The organism is Saccharothrix sp. S26 (assembly GCF_021390395.1).
GTDB lineage: Bacteria > Actinomycetota > Actinomycetes > Mycobacteriales > Pseudonocardiaceae > Actinosynnema.
In genome coordinates, this window is the sequence record NZ_JAJUWT010000007.1 from 305,552 (window position 1) to 325,241 (window position 19,690).

General features: G+C 72.8%; 22 protein-coding genes. 13 read left to right on the forward strand and 9 right to left on the reverse strand.

Annotation, left to right across the window (positions count from 1 at the left end; genetic code table 11):
* The first annotated feature begins 1 nt into the window (after position 1).
* Positions 2–1,096, forward strand: coding sequence for a PLP-dependent cysteine synthase family protein (locus LZG04_RS13935; RefSeq protein ID WP_233816840.1), 1,095 nt, complete (start codon positions 2–4; stop codon positions 1,094–1,096).
* 74 nt (positions 1,097–1,170) lie between these two features.
* Positions 1,171–1,566, forward strand: coding sequence for a hypothetical protein (locus LZG04_RS13940; protein ID WP_233816842.1), 396 nt, complete (start codon positions 1,171–1,173; stop codon positions 1,564–1,566).
* Between the two features lie 7 nt (positions 1,567–1,573).
* Here LZG04_RS13940 and LZG04_RS13945 read toward each other — a convergent pair whose 3' ends face one another.
* Positions 1,574–2,029 (reverse strand): MarR family winged helix-turn-helix transcriptional regulator, encoded by a 456-nt coding sequence (locus LZG04_RS13945; protein ID WP_233816844.1) that lies wholly within the window; start codon positions 2,027–2,029, stop codon positions 1,574–1,576.
* A gap of 71 nt (positions 2,030–2,100) precedes the next feature.
* Between LZG04_RS13945 and LZG04_RS13950 the strand changes: the two genes are divergently transcribed.
* A complete protein-coding gene (locus LZG04_RS13950; protein WP_233816846.1) occupies positions 2,101–3,048 on the forward strand; it encodes an NAD(P)-dependent oxidoreductase in 948 nt (315 codons plus the stop codon).
* 7 nt (positions 3,049–3,055) lie between these two features.
* On the opposite strand, the gene LZG04_RS13955 is transcribed toward LZG04_RS13950, so the two are convergent.
* The 4 genes from LZG04_RS13955 to LZG04_RS13970 all read right to left on the reverse strand — a co-directional run bounded on the left by LZG04_RS13955 (position 3,056) and on the right by LZG04_RS13970 (position 7,281).
* Positions 3,056–3,928 carry a 1,4-dihydroxy-2-naphthoate polyprenyltransferase gene (locus tag LZG04_RS13955; RefSeq protein WP_233816848.1) on the reverse strand — a complete coding sequence of 291 codons (873 nt, stop codon included), beginning with the start codon at positions 3,926–3,928 and terminating at the stop codon, positions 3,056–3,058.
* Between the two features lie 54 nt (positions 3,929–3,982).
* On the reverse strand, positions 3,983–5,179 hold the full coding sequence (locus tag LZG04_RS13960; RefSeq protein WP_233816850.1) for a hypothetical protein: 1,197 nt from the start codon (positions 5,177–5,179) through the stop codon (positions 3,983–3,985).
* 129 nt (positions 5,180–5,308) lie between these two features.
* Positions 5,309–6,370 carry an o-succinylbenzoate--CoA ligase gene (gene menE / locus LZG04_RS13965; protein WP_233816851.1) on the reverse strand — a complete coding sequence of 354 codons (1,062 nt, stop codon included), beginning with the start codon at positions 6,368–6,370 and terminating at the stop codon, positions 5,309–5,311.
* Positions 6,370–7,281 carry a 1,4-dihydroxy-2-naphthoyl-CoA synthase gene (locus LZG04_RS13970; protein WP_233816854.1) on the reverse strand — a complete coding sequence of 304 codons (912 nt, stop codon included), beginning with the start codon at positions 7,279–7,281 and terminating at the stop codon, positions 6,370–6,372. Before LZG04_RS13970 ends, menE begins: the two co-directional genes overlap by 1 nt.
* A 95-nt stretch (positions 7,282–7,376) precedes the next feature.
* Between LZG04_RS13970 and menD the strand changes: the two genes are divergently transcribed.
* Both menD and LZG04_RS13980 read left to right on the forward strand, forming a co-directional pair.
* Positions 7,377–8,999, forward strand: coding sequence for a 2-succinyl-5-enolpyruvyl-6-hydroxy-3-cyclohexene-1-carboxylic-acid synthase (gene menD, locus LZG04_RS13975; protein WP_233816856.1), 1,623 nt, complete (start codon positions 7,377–7,379; stop codon positions 8,997–8,999).
* Positions 9,000–9,055: 56 nt separating this feature from the next.
* A complete protein-coding gene (locus tag LZG04_RS13980; RefSeq protein ID WP_233816858.1) occupies positions 9,056–10,552 on the forward strand; it encodes a M1 family metallopeptidase in 1,497 nt (498 codons plus the stop codon).
* A 45-nt stretch (positions 10,553–10,597) separates the two neighbouring features.
* Here LZG04_RS13980 and LZG04_RS13985 read toward each other — a convergent pair whose 3' ends face one another.
* The 3 genes from LZG04_RS13985 to LZG04_RS13995 are packed head-to-tail and all read right to left on the reverse strand — an operon-like array spanning position 10,598 to position 13,492.
* Positions 10,598–11,671 (reverse strand): CU044_5270 family protein, encoded by a 1,074-nt coding sequence (locus LZG04_RS13985; RefSeq protein ID WP_233816861.1) that lies wholly within the window; start codon positions 11,669–11,671, stop codon positions 10,598–10,600.
* Positions 11,664–12,266, reverse strand: a complete 603-nt coding sequence (locus tag LZG04_RS13990) for an RNA polymerase sigma factor (protein WP_233816863.1) — start codon at positions 12,264–12,266, stop codon at positions 11,664–11,666. Before LZG04_RS13990 ends, LZG04_RS13985 begins: the two co-directional genes overlap by 8 nt.
* Positions 12,263–13,492, reverse strand: a complete 1,230-nt coding sequence (locus LZG04_RS13995) for an isochorismate synthase MenF (protein ID WP_233816865.1) — start codon at positions 13,490–13,492, stop codon at positions 12,263–12,265. Before LZG04_RS13995 ends, LZG04_RS13990 begins: the two co-directional genes overlap by 4 nt.
* A 63-nt stretch (positions 13,493–13,555) precedes the next feature.
* On the opposite strand from LZG04_RS13995, the gene LZG04_RS14000 reads away from it, so the two are divergent.
* The 8 genes from LZG04_RS14000 (at position 13,556) to LZG04_RS14035 (ending at position 18,670) form a co-directional block, all read left to right on the forward strand.
* On the forward strand, positions 13,556–14,020 hold the full coding sequence (locus LZG04_RS14000) for a DUF3592 domain-containing protein (protein WP_233816867.1): 465 nt from the start codon (positions 13,556–13,558) through the stop codon (positions 14,018–14,020).
* Positions 14,021–14,062: 42 nt separating this feature from the next.
* A complete protein-coding gene (gene paaA / locus LZG04_RS14005) occupies positions 14,063–14,995 on the forward strand; it encodes a 1,2-phenylacetyl-CoA epoxidase subunit PaaA (protein WP_233816869.1) in 933 nt (310 codons plus the stop codon).
* Entirely contained in the window at positions 14,992–15,276 is a 285-nt protein-coding gene (paaB, locus tag LZG04_RS14010) for a 1,2-phenylacetyl-CoA epoxidase subunit PaaB (RefSeq protein ID WP_106616896.1), read from the forward strand. Before paaA ends, paaB begins: the two co-directional genes overlap by 4 nt.
* The gene (gene paaC / locus LZG04_RS14015; RefSeq protein WP_233816871.1) at positions 15,273–16,163 is read left to right on the forward strand and encodes a 1,2-phenylacetyl-CoA epoxidase subunit PaaC; all 891 of its coding nucleotides are present in this window, start codon (positions 15,273–15,275) and stop codon (positions 16,161–16,163) included. The genes paaB and paaC overlap by 4 nt, the downstream gene beginning before the upstream one ends.
* The gene (gene paaD / locus LZG04_RS14020; RefSeq protein ID WP_233816874.1) at positions 16,160–16,651 is read left to right on the forward strand and encodes a 1,2-phenylacetyl-CoA epoxidase subunit PaaD; all 492 of its coding nucleotides are present in this window, start codon (positions 16,160–16,162) and stop codon (positions 16,649–16,651) included. Before paaC ends, paaD begins: the two co-directional genes overlap by 4 nt.
* On the forward strand, positions 16,651–17,685 hold the full coding sequence (gene paaE / locus LZG04_RS14025; RefSeq protein WP_233816876.1) for a 1,2-phenylacetyl-CoA epoxidase subunit PaaE: 1,035 nt from the start codon (positions 16,651–16,653) through the stop codon (positions 17,683–17,685). Before paaD ends, paaE begins: the two co-directional genes overlap by 1 nt.
* 18 nt (positions 17,686–17,703) lie before the next feature.
* Positions 17,704–18,327 carry a hypothetical protein gene (locus LZG04_RS14030; protein ID WP_233816878.1) on the forward strand — a complete coding sequence of 208 codons (624 nt, stop codon included), beginning with the start codon at positions 17,704–17,706 and terminating at the stop codon, positions 18,325–18,327.
* Positions 18,328–18,511: 184 nt separating this feature from the next.
* The gene (locus LZG04_RS14035) at positions 18,512–18,670 is read left to right on the forward strand and encodes a hypothetical protein (RefSeq protein WP_233816880.1); all 159 of its coding nucleotides are present in this window, start codon (positions 18,512–18,514) and stop codon (positions 18,668–18,670) included.
* 118 nt (positions 18,671–18,788) lie between these two features.
* On the opposite strand, the gene LZG04_RS14040 is transcribed toward LZG04_RS14035, so the two are convergent.
* Positions 18,789–19,613: an inositol monophosphatase gene (locus LZG04_RS14040; RefSeq protein ID WP_233816882.1), complete on the reverse strand. Its 825-nt coding sequence runs from the start codon at positions 19,611–19,613 to the stop codon at positions 18,789–18,791.
* Positions 19,614–19,690: the final 77 nt, after the last annotated feature.

Genomic DNA, 19,690 nt, shown 5'->3' on the forward strand with positions numbered 1-19,690 from the left:
CGTGACCTCTTCGGTAGACCGATGCAGCTCCCGGACCAGGGAATGGGTGTGCGAGGCCGTCCACATCATCGAGGCGGACGCCAACCGCAGCGCGGACACGCACCTGCTGCACTTCCCCCTCCCACCGGAGTGGGGCATCGACCTGTACTTGAAGGACGAGTCGACCCACCCCACCGGCTCGCTCAAGCACCGGCTCGCGCGATCGCTGTTCCTGTACGCGATCTGCAACGGCTGGGTCGTCGGCGGCACGCCCGTGATCGAGGCGTCGTCCGGCTCGACGGCCGTGTCGGAGGCGTACTTCGCGCGGTTGCTCGGGTTGCCGTTCATCGCGGTGATGCCCCGCTCCACCAGCAAGGAGAAGGTGGCGCTGATCGAGCGCCAGGGCGGGCAGTGCCACTTCGTGGACGAGCCGGGCGCGATCTACGACGAGTCCCGGCGGCTCGCGGCGGAGCTGGGCGGGCACTTCATGGACCAGTTCACCCACGCCGAGCGGGCCACCGACTGGCGCGGCAACAACAACATCGCCGAGTCGGTGTTCCAGCAGATGGCGATGGAGTCCGCGCCCGAGCCCGAGTGGGTCGTGGTGGGCGCGGGCACCGGCGGCACGAGCGCCACCATCGGCCGCTACATCCACTACCGCAAGCTGCGCACCCGGCTGGCCGTGGTGGACCCGGAGCACTCGGTGTTCTTCGACGCGTGGCGCGACCGCGACCCGACGCTGACCGGGACGCGGGGCTCGGGCATCGAGGGCATCGGCAGGCCGCGGGTGGAGCCCTCGTTCATCCCCGACGTGATCGACCGGATGTACAAGGTGCCGGACGCGGCGTCGCTGGCGACCATCCGGCACGTCGAGCAGGTGCTGGGCCGGCGGGTCGGCGGGTCGACGGGCACGAACCTGTGGGGCGCGTTCCAGCTGATCGCGGAGATGCGCGCGTCCCGGTTGCGCGGCAGCGTGGTGACGTTGCTGTGCGACGGCGGCGAGCGTTACGCGCACACCTACTACGACGACGAGTGGGTGGCCGCCCAGGGCATGGACCTCCAGCCGCACCTGGCCACGCTGGAGAGGTTCCGCTCGACCGGTGTGTGGGGCCGCTGATTCTTGCTTTCATGGGAACGCGCGGCGCGTGCCGTGCGTCGCAGCGGGGATCGGCACGTGGGAAGGGGTCTGCGGTGAGCGCGTGGCGGACGGCGGAGGTGCTGACGGCGGAGGACGTGCTGGCCAGGTCGGTCGCCGACGCCGACAAGGCCGTGCGCGAGGCGGCGAAGCTGCGGTACCCGCGGCGCGAGCCCTCCGCCGACGACGTGCGGCGGGTGATGCAGTACGCGAAGTCGAACGCGGCGTCGCCGGAGTTGCGAGCGTTGCAGCGCCGGATCGCGGGCGGCTACCTGAGCTGGCGCCAGGTGCTCATGGGTGAGGCCGCCGACGACCGGGGCGTGAAGGCGGCGCTGGAGGCGGACCGCGAGGCCCTGTCCGCCCTGTGCCGCGGTGAGGAACCCCGCGTGGCACCGCCCAAGCCCGAACCGCGTGACGACGAGCCGATCTCGTTCACCGAGGACGCCTGGTAGCCGGACGTCAGGCGTCCTCGTCCCGCCCCGGGAACACGACCGCGTGCAGCGCCTCCCGCAGCTCCCGCGCGGCCTCGGGGGTGAGCGGCGTGAGGAACGCGCGTTCGGCCTCGTCGCTCGCCGCCACGGCCAGGCGGAGCGTCTCGCGGCCCGCCTCGGTCAGCTCGACCACGTTGCGGCGGCGGTCCTCGGCGTCCGGGTGACGTGACACCAGGCCCTTGCCCTCCAGCGCGTCCAGCAGCGCGACCATCGTCGTGCGGTCGATGCCGAGCCGCTGCGCCGCCTGCTGCTGGGACATCGGCGCCCGACCGGCGAGCGCCAACATCACGCCCAGCTCACGGCCCTCGACGCCGTGGGGCGCCAACGCCTCGTTGAGCAGCTCCGCCATCCGCAGGTGCGCGTGCTTGAGCAGGTAGACCAGGTTCCCGCTCAGTTCCGGGCCGGGCCCGTCCGTCCTTGCCACGCGCCGATCCTATCGCTAGTCTGATTGTCAGTAGAACTGATAATCAGTCGAACGGCAGGAAGGCTACGAGAATGATCCTGGTCACCGGGGGCCTGGGCTTCATCGGCTCGCACACCGTGCGAGCGCTGCTCGACGCGGGCGAGGGCTGCGTGCTCGTGCAGCGCCGTGCCGCGGACGTGCCGGCCGAGTTCGCCGGCGAGCGCGTCGTCGTGGAACGGGCCGACATCACCGACCTCGCCTCGCTACTCGACGCGGGCAGCCGGCACGGGATCACCGGCATCGTGCACCTGGCGGGCTCCATGCCGTGGCCGCCCGGCGCGGACGACCCGGTGGAGGCCACGCGCACCGCGCTCGGCGGCCTGCTGAACGTCCTGGAAGCCGCCCGGCGCTGGGGCGTGCCCCGCGTGGGCGTCGCGAGCACGATCGGCGTCTACTCGGGCGTCACCGGTGAGGGCGCGCTCAGCGAGGACCTGCCGCTGCCGATGACGTCACCGCACCTGATCCCCAGGTTCAAGAAGATCGGCGAGCTGCTCAACGAGCACTTGGCCGCGGAGACCGGGATCGAGGTCGTCGACTACCGCATCTCCGGCATCTGGGGACCGCGCGACCCGCACGGTGCGCTGTTCTTCGCCGCGCCCGAACTCGTCCGCGCCGCCGCGAAGGGCACCACGCCCGACCTCTCCACCCTGCCCGGTCCGGCGCACGCGGAAGACTCGCTCGACCTCTGCTACGTGAAGGACTGCGCCCGCGCCATCGCGCTCCTGCAGACCGCGCCGCGGCTGCGCCACCGCACCTACAACGTCGCCTCGGGCCGGGCGACGTCCAACGCCGAGATCATCGCCGCGATCAAGGTCGTCGTCCCGGACGCCCGGGTCGACCTGCCCACCGGCGGCGCGGACCGGCCGACGTGGCTCGACACCACCCGCCTCCGGCAGGACACGGGCTACGAACCCGCCTACGGCACCGCACGCGCGGTCGCCGACTACCTCGACTGGTTCCGCGCGGGCAACGAGCGGTGAACCCGGCTCAGCCCAGCACGAGCGCGACCGGCACGGCGATGCCCCACACCAGCATCGCCAGGCCGGTGTCGCGCAGCACGGGGATCAGGTCACGCCCCTTGCTGCCGTTGAGCACCCGGCGCGCGCCGATGATCGCCAACGGCAGGGCCAGGAAGCCGATCAGGGCCAGCGGCACCCGCAGGCCGATCACCGGCGTGATCACGAACGGGATCGACACCAGCGCCAGGTACAGCCGCCGCGAGTCGCGGTCGCCCAGCGTGGACGCCAGGGTCCGCTTGCCCGCCCGCACGTCCGTCGGGATATCGCGCAGGCTGTTGGCGATCATCACGCCGGTCGAGAACGAGCCCATCGCGACCGCGCCGCCGATGCCGATGCCGGTGACCTCACCGGTCATCACGTACAACGTGCCCAGCACCGCCGCCGGGCCGAAGAACAGGAACACGGCCAGCTCGCCCAGCCCCGAGTACCCGTACGGCTTGCGGCCACCGGTGTAGAACCACGCCGCCGCGATGCACACCGCGCCGAACGCCACCATCCAGTACCGGCCGGTCAGCAGCACCAGCGCCAACCCCGCCAGCCCGGCCACGCCCAGCGCCGCGAACGCCGCCGTCCGCACCGCCTTCGGGTCGGCCGCGCCCGACCCGACCAGGCGGAACGGGCCGACCCGGTTCGCGTCGGTCCCCCGGATGCCGTCGGAGTAGTCGTTGGCGTAGTTCACGCCCACCTGCAACGCCACCGACACCACGAGCGCGAGCACCGCCCACCGGAGGTCGAACCCGTCGATGTGGTGCGCGGCGCCCGCGCCGACCAGCACCGGCGCGATCGAGTTCGGCAGCGTGCGGGGGCGGGTCCCCGATACCCACTGGGCGACTGTGGCCATGCCGGACATCCTCCGACATGGTGCGCGGGGACCCGCTCCCGGGTGGTCGCGAGATCAGCAGGTCGTGGCGCCCGACACGCCCGACACGTAGGCCCGCGCGACGAACTTGCCCGCCGCGATCCGGTACCAGATGTTCGACGTGCCCTGCGAGCCCGTCACCGACTGGCCGGTGACCTGGCACTCGACCCGCACCTGGGCGTAGTTCGCGGCCAGCCCGACCTGCGCGGCGGTCGACGACGCGGAGCTGCGCACGTTGAGCGGGTCGCCCGCGGTGCGGACGAAGCCGGCCGGGCCGGAACCGGTCCACTGGTAGGTCACGGTGACCCACGAGTTGTCGGTCAGCTGGAGGCCGTCCCAGAACGTGCCGTCGGCCAGGTCGATGCCCGCCGGGTTGGCCACGGCGCGGCCGAACTGGTCCTTGCCGCCGTTGTAGCCGTCCTGGTAGGCGGCCTGCGCCTCGGGCTTGCCCTGGGGCAGGTCCTTCCACATCTCCCGGGTGGCCGACGGGTTCCAGTAGTCGTCCTTGGTGTTCCACGGGCCGACGTCCCAGACCGGCGCCCACTCGCACCGGCCGTTGGCGGCGCACACCCGCACGCTGTAGGTGCCGGTGGCCTTGGCCGACAGACCCCGCCGCGACGGCAGGGCGACGAAGTGGTCGCGGCTGACGATCACGTGCCCGTTCGCGGTCGTGCCGCCGACCAGGCCCTCGCGGGTCGCGTAGACCCGGTAGGACAGGCCCGCGGCCTGCGCGACCACGCCGGAGGACGCGGTCGTGGTGAACGCCCGCAGGTCGAGCGCGCTCACCTCGGGCGAGACCTTCTCGGCCGTCAACGCCAACCGGACCTGCACGGTCGTGACCGCCGTCGGCAGCACGGCCGGCGCGTCGGGCCGCGCCTCGACCCACTCGGTCCACTGCTCGTCGCCCAGCGCGCCGCGCACGTCCACGGCGACCTCCGCGCCGGCGGGGACGCTGCTGCGCACGGTCGCGGCGACGGCGTTGACCGGCACGTCGAGCGTGCGCGGTTCGAGCTGGAGGAACCCGGTGCGCACGGCCGCCCGCGCGCTGGCGGGCGTCGGCGCGGCGCGGTCGAGCCGCACCGTGCCGCCGCGCGTGGTGACGCCGCTGTCGTCGGCGTCCACGGTGGACAGATCGGCTCGCCACCCGACCTCGCCCGCGGCCGCGGCGGGCGCCGCGAGTCCCGCGGTCAGGACGGTGGCGAGGGCGAGCGGTATCAGGTAGCGCCTGGTCATCGCAGCACTCCTCGTCCGGACGGCGCGGTGCGGTGGTGACCGCGGCAGGGCCGCGCGTCCCGGCGCAGCCGAGCCAATCGCCTGGCGTGGTTAGCTGTCAACCAACAATCTTGCTAATAAGACAGAAACTCACCCAAACGAGCTAGCGACCGCCTTCCGATCCACCTTGCCCGGCCCGCGCAACGGCAGTTCCGACACGAACACGACCCGCTTCGGCATGGCGAACCGGCCCACCACGTCGCCGACCGCCGCGCACAGCTCGTCCGCGTCGGGCGGGTCACCCGGATCTTCGGGCACGACGGCCGCCGCCACCACTTGACCCCACTCCGGGTCGGCCAGCCCCACCACGCACGCCTCCCGCACCCCGGGCTGGGCCGCGAGCACGCGCTCGACCCGCGTGGGCGCGATGTTCTCGCCGCCGCTGATGATCACGTCGTCGGCCCGGCCCAGCACCTCCAACGTGCCGTCTGCGCGGATCCGCCCGAGGTCACCGGTGCGGAACCACTCGCCGAACGGCTCGCCGCCCTGGTAGCCCAGCGCGAGCACGGGGCCGCCGAGCTCGATCCGGCCCTCGGCCAGGCGCACGCGCACGCCGTCGAGCGGCAGCCCGTCGTAGACGCAGCCGCCGGCCGTCTCGCTCATGCCGTAGGTGGTCACCACCCGCACCCCGAGCCGCCGTGACCGCTCCAGCAGGGAGGGCGGCGTGGCCGCGCCGCCGATCAGCACGGCGTCGAACTGCCGTACGGCGGCCAGCCCCGGCCCCTCGGTGGCGACCAGGCGGGCGAGCTGCGTGGGCACCAGCGCGGTGTAGTGCCTGCCCGGCTCGGCCAGCACGGGCCGGGCCGCGACGGCGAAGTCGGCGGCGCGGAAACCGGGGGCCAGGTCCATCACGCCCGGCTCGACGCCCGCCACGACCGACCGCACCAGCACCTGGATGCCCGCGATGTGCGAGGTCGGCAGGGCGAGCAGCCACTTGCCCGGCCCGCCGAGGCGGGCGTGGGTCAGCTCGGCGGACGTGGTGAGCGCGTCCGCGCCCAGCAGCACCGTCTTCGGCTCGCCCGTGGACCCCGACGTGGAGACCGCGAGCACGGCCGAGGTCTCCCAGCCGCGCAACGGCGCGCGGTCGCCGTCCTGGGCCACCACCGGGCCGCCCCCGGTCAGGGCGGCGCGCATCTGCTCGAAGGTGATCATCAGTAGTGGTAGGGGTAGTCGGACCAGTCCGGCGGGCGCTTCTCCAGGAAGGCGTCGCGACCCTCCACGGCCTCGTCGGTCATGTACGCCAGGCGCGTGGTCTCGCCCGCGAAGATCTGCTGCCCGACCAGGCCGTCGTCGATCAGGTTGAACGCGTACTTCAGCATCCGCTGCGCGGTCGGCGACTTGCCGTTGATCTCCTTGGCCCACTCCAGCGCGGTGGACTCCAGCTCCGCGTGCGGCACGACCGCGTTCACCGCGCCCATCCGGTGCATGTCCTCGGCGGTGTAGGCGCGGCCGAGGAAGAAGATCTCGCGGGCGAACTTCTGGCCGACCTGCCGGGCCAGGTACGCCGAGCCGTAGCCGCCGTCGAAGCTGCCGACGTCGGCGTCGGTCTGCTTGAACCGGGCGTGCTCGGCGCTGGCCAACGTGAGGTCGCACACCACGTGCAGGCTGTGCCCGCCGCCCGCCGCCCAACCCGGGACGACCGCGATCACGACCTTCGGCATGAACCGGATCAGGCGCTGGCACTCCAGGATGTGCAACCTGCCCGCGCGGGCCGGGTCGATCGTCTCGGCCGTCTCGCCCGACGCGTACTGGTAGCCGCTGCGGCCGCGGATGCGCTGGTCGCCGCCCGAGCAGAACGCCCAGCCGCCGTCACGCGGGGACGGCCCGTTGCCGGTGAGCAGCACGCACCCGACGTCCGAGCTCATCCGCGCGTGGTCCAGCGCGCGGTACAGCTCGTCCACGGTGTGCGGCCGGAACGCGTTGCGCACCTCGGGCCGGTTGAAAGCGATGCGCACCGTGCCCTGGTCGACCGCGCGGTGGTAGGTGATGTCGGTGAAGTCGAACCCCTCGACCGGCTTCCAGCGGGCGGGGTCGAACAGCTCGGAAACGTCCTGATCTGCCACGGCAGGGACAATATGCCCGCGCGCGGGCCGGGAGGCGGCGCGGTCCGGCTCAGCGCGGGGAATCACCTGGTCGCGCGCTGAGCGACAATGTCCGGGTGAACCCGTCCACCGCGCAGGCCAGGGTGCTCGTCGACGAGCTGATCCGCAACGACGTCCGGCACGTCGTGCTGAGCCCCGGATCGCGCAACGCGCCGCTGTCGTTCGCCCTGCACGAGGCCGCGGCGGCCGGACGCCTCACCCTGCACGTGCGCGTGGACGAGCGCACCGCGGGCTTCCTCGCCCTCGGCCTGGCCCGGGGCAGCGGCGACGTCACCGCCGTGACCTGCACCTCCGGCACCGCCGTGGCGAACCTGCACCCCGCGGTGCTGGAGGCCGGGCACGCGGGCGTCCCGGTCATCGCGCTGACCGCCGACCGCCCGGTCGAGCTGTACCGCACGGGCGCGAGCCAGACCGTGGACCAGCAGCGCATCTTCGGCATCGACACCCTCCAGTTCCCCATCGCCGAACGCCGTGCGAACCAGAACGGACTGTGGCGCTCGTTGGTGTGCCGCGCCGTGGCCACCGCGCGCGAGCGGGGCCCGGTGCACGTCAACGTGCCGTTCCGCGAGCCCTTGGTGCCCGACGGCGACGACGACTGGCCGGAGAGCCTGGACGGCCGACCGTTCGACGTGCCGTGGACCCGCACGGCCCGCCGCACGACCACCTCGACGCACGCCGCCGACCACCTCGGCCCGCGCACCCTGGTGATCGTCGGCGACACCGAGCAAGACCTGTCCGACCTGGCCGAACGCGCCGGCTGGCCGGTGATCGCCGAACCGACCGGGCACGGCCTGCGCCACGGCGCGCTGCTGCTCAACGCGGGCGGGCTGCCCGACCGCCTCCAACCGCAGGCCGTGGTCGTCGTCGGCCGCGCCACGCTGTCGCGGGGCGTGCTCAAGCTCATCGCGCGGACCCCGGTCGTGCACGTGCTGTCCGACGAGCCGGACTGGCCCGACCCGCAGTTCACCGCCACGCACACGTCCACCGACCTGGTGCTGGGCGAGCACGAGGTGGACGACGACTGGCTGACCGCGTGGCAGCACGCGGACAAGGCGGTCGCCGACGTGGTGGACGACCTGCTGGCCGGGCAGGCGTGGCCGACCGGCCTGCACGTGGCGCGCGACCTGGTCGCCGCCCTGCCGTCGGGCGCGAACCTGTTCCTCGGCTCGTCCAACCCCGTCCGCGACGTCGACCTGGTCGCCCAGCCGCGCCGGGACGTCCGCACCTACGCCAACCGGGGCGTGGCGGGCATCGACGGCAGCGTGTCCACCGCGGCGGGCATCGCGCTGACCCGCGGCCCGACCTACGCCCTGATCGGCGACCTGACGTTCCTGCACGACGCCAACGGCCTGCTGATCGGGCCCGGCGAGCCGCGGCCCGACCTGACCGTGGTGGTGCTCAACGACGACGGCGGCGGCATCTTCGCGCTGCTGGAGCAGGGAGCGAAGGAGCACGAGCGGACCTTCGAACGCGTCTTCGGCACGCCCCACGGCGTCGACTTGGCGTCGCTGTGCGCGGCGCACCACGTGCCGCACACCGAAGCCAGGACGCCGGAGGAGCTGAGACGCGCGCTCGACCGACCCAGCGGAATCCGGGTGGTGGAAATCCGGTCGCGCCGACACGAATTGCGCGATCTGCACATGCGGTTGAAGGCCGCAGTGTCAACGGCATTCCAATAGTCGAAATCCTACCGTCGGGGGTACAGCCCGCCGGGGGCCGCGACTAGCTTCGCCGCATGTCCCTGAGAGCGAAGCTGACCCTCGGTACCGCCACCGCGGCGTCCCTGCTCCTCCTCGCCGGCACGGCGACGGCGGCCCAGCCGGGAGCACCGGGCATCGGCGACCCCTACTACCCGAATGCCGGCAACGGCGGGTACGACGTTTCCCATTACGACATCAGGCTCAACTACCAACCGGCGAGCGACACGCTTTCCGGCACCACGACGATCCTGGCCAAACCCACCCAGGACTTGAGCCGGTTCAACCTCGACTTCCTGTTGAAGGTCAGTTCCGTCCGGGTCGACAACAAGGTCGCCGCGTTCTCGCAGTCCGGTGGCGAACTCGTGGTCGACCCGCGCGGCACGCTGCGCGAGGGCTCGAACGTCACGGTCGTCGTGACGTACTCCGACGTGCCCTCCTCCTACGCGGTGGACGGCTACACGTCGTGGAAGCGGACGCCGGACGGCGCGCTGGCGATCGACCAGCCCGACATCGCGCCGTGGTGGTTCCCGAGCAACAACCACCCGACCGACAAGGCGAAGTTCGACATCTCGGTGGCCGTGCCGACCGGCGTCGAGGTGATCTCCAACGGCACGTTCGGCGGCACGACCCAGCAGATCAACGGCTGGACCCGGTGGCGCTACCGGCACGTGGAGCCCATGGCCACGTACCTGGCGTTCATCGCGATCGGCCAGTTCGAGATCCGCCAGTCGACCGCGCCGAACGGCCAGCCGGTGCTCAACGCCTACTCCGAGCGGCTCGGCGCGGACTACGGCGCGGCCGTGGCCAGCATCGAGCGCACGCCCGAGGTGACGGAGTTCCTGGAGTCGCAGTTCGGGCCCTACCCGTTCGAGGCGCAGGGCGGCGTGGCGACGCCGGGCATCGGCTTCGCGCTGGAGAACCAGACCCGTTCCACCTACGACGCCGCGTTCTTCCGCCGCGGCTCGAACACCTACGTGGTGGCGCACGAGGTCGGGCACCAGTGGTTCGGCGACTCGGTGTCGGTGAAGGGCTGGAAGGACATCTGGCTGAACGAGGGCTTCGCCAGCTACGCCGAGTGGCTGTGGTCGGAGCACGTCGGCGAGGGCACGGTGCAGGAGAACTCGGACTTCGTCTACGCCTCCTACCCGGCCGACAGCCCGTTCTGGCAGGTCCTGCCCGGTGACCCGGGCGCGGCGAACCAGTTCCACGGCGCGGTGTACGACCGGGGCGCGCTGACCGTGCACGCGTTGCGCGCCGAGATCGGCGACGAGGCGTTCTTCCGGCTGCTGCGCGAGTGGCCGGCGGCCAAGCGCAACGGCAACGCCACGACTGACGAGTTCATCGCGTTCGCCGAGCGGCTGTCCGGCAAGCAGCTCGACGAGCTGTTCCGGACCTGGCTGTTCACGCCCGGCAAGCCGGCCGTGGCGCCGGGTGCGACCGGGTTCGCGGCGCGGGCCGCGGCCGTGACCGAGCCGAAGTCGTTCAAGAAGATCCAGGAGACGCGCGAGCTGCTCGCGGGTCACCAGCACTGAGCCGGGGGAAGGGCCGCCCTCGTGGTGGGGCGGCCCTTCCGCGGGTCAGCCGGTCCGGCCGATCCCGTCGACGACCTTCGTGGTGATCGAGCTGTAGCCCGTCACGGTGCCCGGTGCGAGGTAGGACTTGTGCGGCTGTGGTCCGGTGACGGTGCGCTCGCCGATGAAGTCGCCGGTGGCCGGGTCCACGACCAGCTCGCGCCGCTCGTGCACGTCCTCGACGGTGACCGCGACGCCGACCCGGCCGTCGAGGTCGGCCGCGCCGTCGGCGACCGTGACGCCGTCGAGCAGCGCGAGCGCCCGGTAGAGCGAGGCGCGCAGGTCGGCGGGGACCAGGCCGGTGCTCAGCAGCTGCAAGGCCCAGTGGAACACCGCGGCCGGCTCGCCGCCGCCCTGGGTCGTGGACTCCCGCAGCCACTGGAGCAGCGCCTGCGGGTCACGGGGCAGCCGGGTGTAGAACTCGGGGTCGTCCCGGTCCTCCAGGTCGGCGCAGACCTTCTTCGGCTGGGACTCGGGGAAGAAGAGCCCGCACCGGCCGCGGCGCTCGCCGGACGCGTCGGGCTCCGGCACCGGCGCCTCGGACTGCGGCACCGTGCCGCCGAGCCACTTCACGCCCCCCGGCGACATGCGCTGGGTCGCCCACTCCTCGGTCACGTCCTGGGGGATCCACGTCCCGGAGCGGGACTCGACCAGGTACGTGTAGCCGCCGGGCTGCTCCGGCGCTCCGACGGGGTCGCCCGTCACCACGCTGTGCGAGTACCACCCGTGCACCGCGACGAAGCGGTACTGGCCGGGTGCCAACGGCTGGTCGACGGCGGTGATCGCGTCGGCCGCCTTCGTCAGGTACTCCCGCGCGGACAGCGGCTCGACGTTCACCGGCGCGTCGGGGGACGTGCCGGCCGCGGGGGCGTTCCTGTTGCCCGTCGTGACCACGCCGGTGATCAGGGCCACCGCGGCCGCGACGGCGACCGGTGCGAGCCACCAGGTGCCGCCGCGGCGCTTGCGGCCGGTGGAGTCGGCCGCGGCGGCCAGGACGCGGGCGCGCACGGCGTCCAGCGGCACGTCGGCGGTGCGGACGTCGTGGTGGAGCTGGTCGAGCGCGTCGTCGAGTTCACGCATCGCGGTCCTCCTCGGTGAGCAGGGCTTGGAGCCTGGTGCGGACCCGGTGCAACCGGGAGCGGACGGTGCTGTCGTTCTCGCCGAGCGCCGCGGCGACCTCGGCCGGGGTGAGCCCGGCCCACGACGTGAGCAGCAGCGCGTCGCGGTCGGGGTCGCGCAGGTCCGCCAGGGCGCGGGCGAGCAGTCCGGTGTGGCGCTGGGCGTCGACCCGGTCGGCGACCGCGCCGCCGTGGTCGGGTTCGGGGCGGCCGACCGCGCGCAGCCCGGCACGCCGGCCGCGCGCCTCCCGGCGCAGGTGCTCGCGCACGAGGTTGGTGGCGATCCCGTAGAGCCAGCCCTTCACGGGCGCGCGCTCGGGGTCGTAGCTGTGGCGTCGCTTCAACGCCACCAGGAACGTCTCGGCGACCAGGTCGTCGGCCGCCGCGTCGCCGACCCGGCCGGCCAGGTAACCGCGCATCTGCCGCGCGTGCGCGTCGAACAGGTCGGCGAACGCGGCCGTGACGTCCGGCCCGCGCAGGTCGGGTGGTTTGTCCAGTGCTGTGGTCACGTACCGGTTGGCCGCGGTGCCCTCGGCCGTCCCGGTGAGGTGCGTCACATGCCTTCGAGGGCTTCCCGGAAGGGCAGCATCTTGGCGTGCGCCTCGTGGACCTCGGAGTCCGGGTCGGACTCGGCGACCAGGCCGCAGCCCGCGAACAGCCGTGCCGTGCGGCCGTCGACCTGCGCGCAGCGCAACGCGATGCCCAGCTCGCCGTCGCCGTTGCCGTCGATCCAGCCGACCGGGCCGGAGTAGCGGCCCCGGTCCATGCCCTCCAGCTCCTCGATCACGGCGATGGCGTCCGCGCGGGGCGTGCCGCCGACGGCCGCCGTGGGGTGCAGCGCCTCGCCCAGCGCGAGCAGCGACGGCGAGCCGCTGAGCGTGCCGATGACGTCGCTGGACAGGTGCGAGACGTTCGGCAGCCGCAGCACCGACGGACCTTCCACCGACATCGTGTCGCAGAACGGCCGCAGGGTCTGCACCAGCGACGCCACGGCGTACTCGTGCTCGTCGCGGTTCTTGCCCGACGACATCAGCGCGTCGGCCAGCTCGTCGTCGGACATGCCGTCGTGCGGCCACGTCGTGCCGGCCAGGACCCGTGAGTCGACCACGGACCCGCTGCGCCGCAACAGCAGTTCGGGCGTGGCGCCGATCAGGCCGTCCACGGCGTAGACCCAGCACTCGGGGTAGCGGCGGGCCAGGCCCTCCAGCACGAACCGGTGGTCGATGCCGATGTCGGCGACCGCCAGCAGGTCGTGCGCCAGCACGACCTTGTCCAGCTCGCCGGCGCGCATCCGCTCCACCGCCGCGCGCACGGCCTCCCGGTAGCCGGTCACGGAGACCTGCCCGTCGCTGTAGCGCACCTCCGACGGCTTGCGCACCGGCTCGACCCGCCGCTTGCCGCTGTCGCCGATGGTGGTCAGCCAGCCGTACCCGTTGCGGCGGCCCATGACGACCTCCGGCACGACGAGCACCGAGTGGCCGGGCCGGTCGGAGAACGCCATGCTGACGAACGCCACCGGTCCCGTGCCGGGCACGCCGAGCTCGTCGTCGACGTCGAGGTCGTCGGTGAACTCGCGCCACCAGCGGTCGGCGGCGGCGAACCGGTCCGGCCCCGACACCTCGAACCGGGCCGCCTCGCCCCACCCGACCAGGCCCGTTCCGTCGCGCACCCAACTCAGCGCACCGGTCGGCGCGGGCAGCCTGCCCAGCAGGTTGTCGCCCGCGACGCGCCTGGTGTGCACGCGCAGCCGTTGTCGGGTCCGCGAGGCAGGAGCTGAGGTCACGGCGTCGAGGGTATGGACTCTTCGCTGAGATCTGGCGCGGAGGCCGCCCTAGACTGCTCCGTTGTGGTGGACGACGCAGTGCGGACGGGTGCCCGCCCCAAAGCTTGGCTCCTGGTCAGCCGGTCGTTGGTGGTGCTGGGCGCGGTGGTCACGTTGATCGGGGTGATCCTGGTCGCGGCGTGCTGGCGCGACGACCTGATGATCGAGAAGCGGCTGGGCAAGGCGACCGCCGAGGTGGTCTCGGTGTCGTTCCAGCGGACCGTGGTGCGCTTCGCCACGCCCGACGGCGCGGTGCACAGCCCGTCGCAGGGCCTGCTGTACCCGGACGGGCTGGAGCCGGGCCAGTTGGTGCGCATCGAGTACGACACGTCCGACCCCGAGGTGGTCCGGGTGGCCGGCCGGACGGCCGTGCTCGCGCTGCTGCCGGTCGGCACGTTCCTGCTCGCGGTGTGGGCGGTGCTCGCGCCCCTGGCCTGGTGGTGCGCCCGCAACGGCAGGCGCCGACCAGGCGGGCACCGCGGCTTGTGACAGTTATGCCGTAAATCGGCCTCCAGGTGTAACATCGCCTCCATGGACCTGGAGGCACAGTTCGAGCGCACCGTCGCGGCCGAACAGCGCGTCGAACCGCGCGACTGGATGCCCGACGGCTACCGCAAGACGCTGATCCGGCAGATCGCGCAGCACGCGCACTCCGAGATCATCGGCATGCAGCCCGAGGGCAACTGGATCAGCCGCGCGCCGTCGCTGCGCCGCAAGGCCATCCTGCTGGCCAAGGTCCAGGACGAGGCCGGGCACGGGCTGTACCTGTACGCCGCGACCGAGACGCTGGGCGCGGACCGGGGCGAGCTGACCGAGAAGCTCATCTCGGGCAGGCAGAAGTACTCCTCGATCTTCAACTACCCGACGCTGTCCTACGCCGACGTGGGCGTGATCGGCTGGCTCGTGGACGGCGCGGCGATCTGCAACCAGGTGCCGCTGTGCCGCACGTCCTACGGGCCGTACGCGCGGGCCATGATCCGCATCTGCAAGGAGGAGTCCTTCCACCAGCGGCAGGGCTACGAGCTGCTGATGACGATGATGTCCGGCACCGACGCCCAGCGCGCGATGGTGCAGGAGTCGGTGAACCGCTGGTGGTGGCCGTCGCTGATGATGTTCGGCCCGCCCGACGCCGAGTCGTCCAACACCGAGCAGTCGATGAAGTGGCGCATCAAGCGCAACACCAACGACGAGCTGCGGCAGAAGTTCGTGGACATGACCGTGCCGCAGGCGCGGAAGCTGGGCGTGACGCTGCCCGACCCGGAGCTGAGGTGGAACCCCGAGCGCGGGCACCACGACTTCGGCCAGCCGGACTGGGACGAGTTCTGGCAGGTCGTCGGCGGCAACGGGCCGACCAACGCGCAGCGGATCGCGCACCGGCGCAAGGCGCACGAGGACGGCGAATGGGTGCGCGCGGCGGCGGCCGCGCACGCCGCCAAGCACGCGGTGCGGGAGGGTGTGGCATGAGCTCGTCGTGGCCGCTGTGGGAAGTGTTCGTGCGCGGCAAGCGCGGGTTGAACCACGTGCACGTCGGGTCGCTGCACGCCCCGGACGCCGAGATGGCCGTCCGCAACGCGCGTGACGTCTACACCCGGCGCAACGAGGGCGTGTCGATCTGGGTGGTGCCTGCGGCGGCGATCACGGCGTCGTCGCCGGACGAGAAGGACCCGTTCTTCGAGCCCAGCGGCGACAAGGTCTACCGCCACCCCACGTTCTACGAGATCCCCGAGGACGTGCCGCACCTATGAGCTTCGACAACGCCTACGAATCCCTGATCGACGGCCACGAGGACGCGCACTGGGCGTTCGGCACCGGGTTCGCCGAGCCGTTGGCCGGCGTCGACCGCGAGGTGCCCGACGTCGACCGCGCCGACCTGGCCGCGTACTGCCTGATGCTCGGCGACGACGCGCTGGTGCTGTCGCAGCGGCTGGCCGAGTGGTGCTCCCGCGCGCCCGAGCTGGAGGAGGACGTGGCGCTGGCCAACATCGCGCTCGACCTGCTCGGCCAGGCCAGGATGCTGCTGACCAGGGCGGGCGAGGTCGAGGGCGCGGGCCGCGACGAGGACGCGCTGGCCTACCTGCGCGACGAGCGCGACTTCCGCAACGTGCACCTGGCCGAGATCGAGTGCGGGCCCTTCGCGGGCGGTGACTTCGGCACGACGATGGCCCGGCTGCTGGTGTTCTCGTCGTGGAAGCTCGCGCAGTACTCGCGGCTGCGGGCCAGTGCCGACCCGGTGCTGGCGGCCGTGGCCGCGAAGGGCCTGAAGGAGCTGGCCTACCACCGCGACCACGCGGCCCAGTGGGTCGTGCGGCTCGGTGACGGCACCGAGGAGTCGCACCGGCGCGTGCGGGCCGGGCTGGAGCGCGTGTGGCCGTTCCTGGCGGAGCTGTTCACGCCGCACGCCGTGGAGCTGCGGTTGGCCGGCGTCGCGGTCGACCCCGCCGAGCTGCGGTCCGAAGTGGACGGTGTGCTGGACGAGGTGCTGGCGGCGGCCGGGCTGACCCGGCCCGCGGACGTGCCCGCGGCGCGGGTCAACGGGCTGGCCGGGCGCGACGGCGTGCACACCGAGGCGTTCGGCTACCTGCTGGCCGAGATGCAGCACCTGCACCGGTCGTTGCCGGGGGCGAAGTGGTGAGCACGGCGCTGGAAGTCGCCGCGCGGGTCCGTGACCCGGAGCTGCCGGTGCTCACGCTGGCCGACCTCGGCGTGCTGCGCGACGTGACCGAGTCCGGCGGGCGGGTGTCGGTGACGATCACGCCCACCTACTCGGGCTGCCCGGCGCTGGACGAGATGGCCGCCGACCTGCGGCGGTCGCTGCTGGCGGCCGGGTACGCGGAGGTCGACGTGCGGCTGTCGCTGTCGCCCGCGTGGACCACCGACTGGATCAGCGAGGACGGGTTGCGCAAGCTGCGGGAGGCGGGCATCGCGCCGCCGTCCCGGCTGGGGCCGCGCGCGGTCGGCCCCGTGCCGCTGAACCTGACGCCGCCGTCGCGGCGGGTGCCGTGCCCGCGGTGCGGGTCGCCGCGCACCGCGGAGGTGTCGCGCTTCGGGTCGACGGCGTGCAAGGCGCTGCGCCGGTGCGCGGACTGCGCCGAGCCGTTCGAGCAAGTGAAGGAGATCTGATGGCGCGGCCGGTGTTCCACAAGCTGACCGTCGCGTCGGTCGAGCGGCTGTGCTCCGACGCCGTCGCGGTGACGTTCGAGGTGCCGCCGTCGCTGGCCGGGGAGTTCGCGTTCGCGCCGGGGCAGCACCTGACCGTGCGCAACGGCGACGAGCGGCGGTCGTACTCGATCTGCGCGCCCGCCGGCGGTCCGCTGCGGATCGGCGTGCGGCGGGTGGACGGCGGGCTGTTCTCCAGCCTGATGGTGGACCGGCTGCAACGCGGCGACGTGCTGGAGGTGCTGCCGCCGCAGGGCGGCTTCACCCCGTCCGGCGGGTCGCACCACGGCCTGGTGGTCGCCGGGTCGGGCATCACGCCCGCGTTGTCGATCGCCGCGTCGGTGCTGGCCGAGGGCGCCGCGGTGACCATGCTGTACGGCAACCGGCGTGCGGACACGGTGATGTTCGCCGACGAGCTGGCGGACTTGAAGGACCGCTACCCGGCGCGGTTCCAGCTCGTGCACGTCCTGTCGCGGGAGCCGCGCGACGTCGAGCTGTTCACCGGGCGGCTGGACGCGGCGAAGCTGCGGGCGTTGTTCTCCACCGTCGTGCCGTGGGCGGACGTGGACCAGTGGTGGCTGTGCGGGCCGTACGGGATGGTGCGTGACGCGGAGGACGTGCTGGCCTCGCTGGGCGTGTCCTCGTCCAGCGTGCACCACGAGCTGTTCTACGTGGACGAGCCGCCGCCCCCGCCGCGCCGCGCCGAACCGTCCTCGGCCGCGGCCGCCACGGCGACCGTGATCCTGGACGGCCGGACCACGCAGGTGCCGCTGCCGGCGGACGTGCCGATCCTCGACGCGGCCCAGCGGGTGCGCGCCGACCTGCCGTTCGCGTGCAAGGGCGGCGTGTGCGGCACGTGCCGCGCGCTGGTCACCTCCGGCGAGGTGGAGATGCGGCGGAACTACGCGCTGGAGCCGGCCGAGGTGGAGGCGGGCTTCGTGCTGACGTGCCAGTCGGTGGCCGTCAGCTCGGCCGTTACCGTGGATTACGACGCCTGACCTGGCATATTGGGGCCCATGGCACGAGCGGCGCTGTGGGGACTGCTCATCGGCACGGCGCTGATGACGGCTCTGATCATGTTCGGCATCTCGTTGCCGTCCTCGCCGGACGGCGAGGTGAACGTGGCGGTGAGCCTGATCGCGTCCGGCATTGTGGGCGTGGTCATGGGCGGCGTGCCCGGCACCCTGGTGGGCCTGCTCGTCGGCGCGGTCCGCCGCCGACGCCCGGCACTGGCACCCCCACCACCGCCCCCACTGCCGCTGGCCGTGCCGCCGCCACCTCCGCAGCACGACCGCTGGTCGGCGATGACGGGCCGCTGCGAGCTGGCCGTGCGCCGGGTGCACGCGGCCGTGGCCACCGTCCCCCCGTCCCCGGCCCGCGACTGGCTGGCCCGCATCGCCGCCCGCTTCGCCGCCGAACTGCCGGACGTCCGCCGCCTCTCCGACCTGGGCCGCGCCCTGGACGCCGACCAGAACCACCCGGTGACCGAACGCCTGAACGCCGCGGTCCGCGACTTCACCTCGTTCGAGGACGAGGTGGGCCGAGCCGCCCTGCGCCTGCTGAACCAGACGTCCCTCGACGCGGTCCGCACGGACCTGGAAGTCCTGGAACAACAACTGCCCCACCTGGGCAACGTTTAGACCGAATGCAGCGGCTCGACCTAGCTGGTCGCGGTGGTGATGCCCAGCCCCGGGAACTCGATCCCGCGCGGACCGCCTTGCGAGCCAAGGTGAAGCCGGGACAACGCCGGTTGCACTTCAAGAAGGAGGGCGACTCTCGGCGAGGTGAGATCGTGGCGCCGACGACCGCCACACGCTGGCGTTGGTGAGGCGCAAGGTCTTCGCCCTCGACCACGAGCACTTCCGCCCGCACGAGGATCCCATGTTGTGGGCCAGCGACGCGATCGCGTGGTGCTACGGCGCAGGTGGCGAGTGGAGGCGTCGGGTGGCGGGGCTGATCGAGGGCGTTCACCGGCTCCGATGACCCTGAACAGCGCGAAACCCGGCAAACGACCGTCCGGACGGTGAACCGGGTTCACTTCCAGACCCTACTGGGCCTGGCGTGACCGAGCATACACAGCAGGAGCGATCCGCCAAACGGCCTAACGAGCCGTTGACGCCTGCCACCAGGACAGGACTTCCTCCGCGACCTCCGGCATGGCGACGAGCAGGCCGTCCACCGGCAGGGCGGTGTCCTCGCCCCGGCGGTCCAGCACCGCCGCGCCCGACTCGACGGCCAGGGCGACCGCGCCGGCCACGTCCCACTCGTGGTAGCTGTCCAGCACGGCGGCCGCGGCGTGGCCCAGGGCCACTTGGGCGACGGCCAGGGCCTTCGACCCCAGGACGCGCACGCCCGTGCCCGCCACCGCGGCCCGCGAGATGAACTCGCCCATGCCCGGCCACGGGCCCGTCCGCGTCATCTCCGTGCACACGATCGAGCTGACCGCCTGGTCACCCAGCCGCACCGGCGTCCCGTTCGCCCTCATGCCGCGCCCCCGCGCGGCGGCGTAGATCTGGGCCCGGTACGGGTCCGCGACCACGCCCACGACCGGACCCCACCGGTCGACCAACGCCAGGCTGTACGCGCACCACGGCACGCCGGCGACGTAGTTCGCGGTCCCGTCGACAGGGTCCACCACCCAGCGGAACTCCGCGTCGCTGGCCACGTCCGGGTCGGTGTCCTCGCAGAACACCGGGATGCGCGGGAACTCGGCCGTCAGCACGCGCCGCGTGTGCCGCTCCAACGTCCGGTCGGTGTCGGTCACCCAGTCGAACGGCGAGGCGTCGTCGTCGGGCCGCGCGCCGCGCCCCGCGGTCGCCATGATCACGTCGGACGCGTCGTTGGCGAGGCGGCCCGCTACCTCCAGCGCGATCGACACCAGGCCGGGATCGACGGGCTGCGCGGGTCGGGACGACAAGACGGTCATGCCGACCTAGTGTCACCGCACGGAGTGACCGAGTCGCGTACTCCAGGTGAACCCGGGGCCAACGTCAACCGCGACGC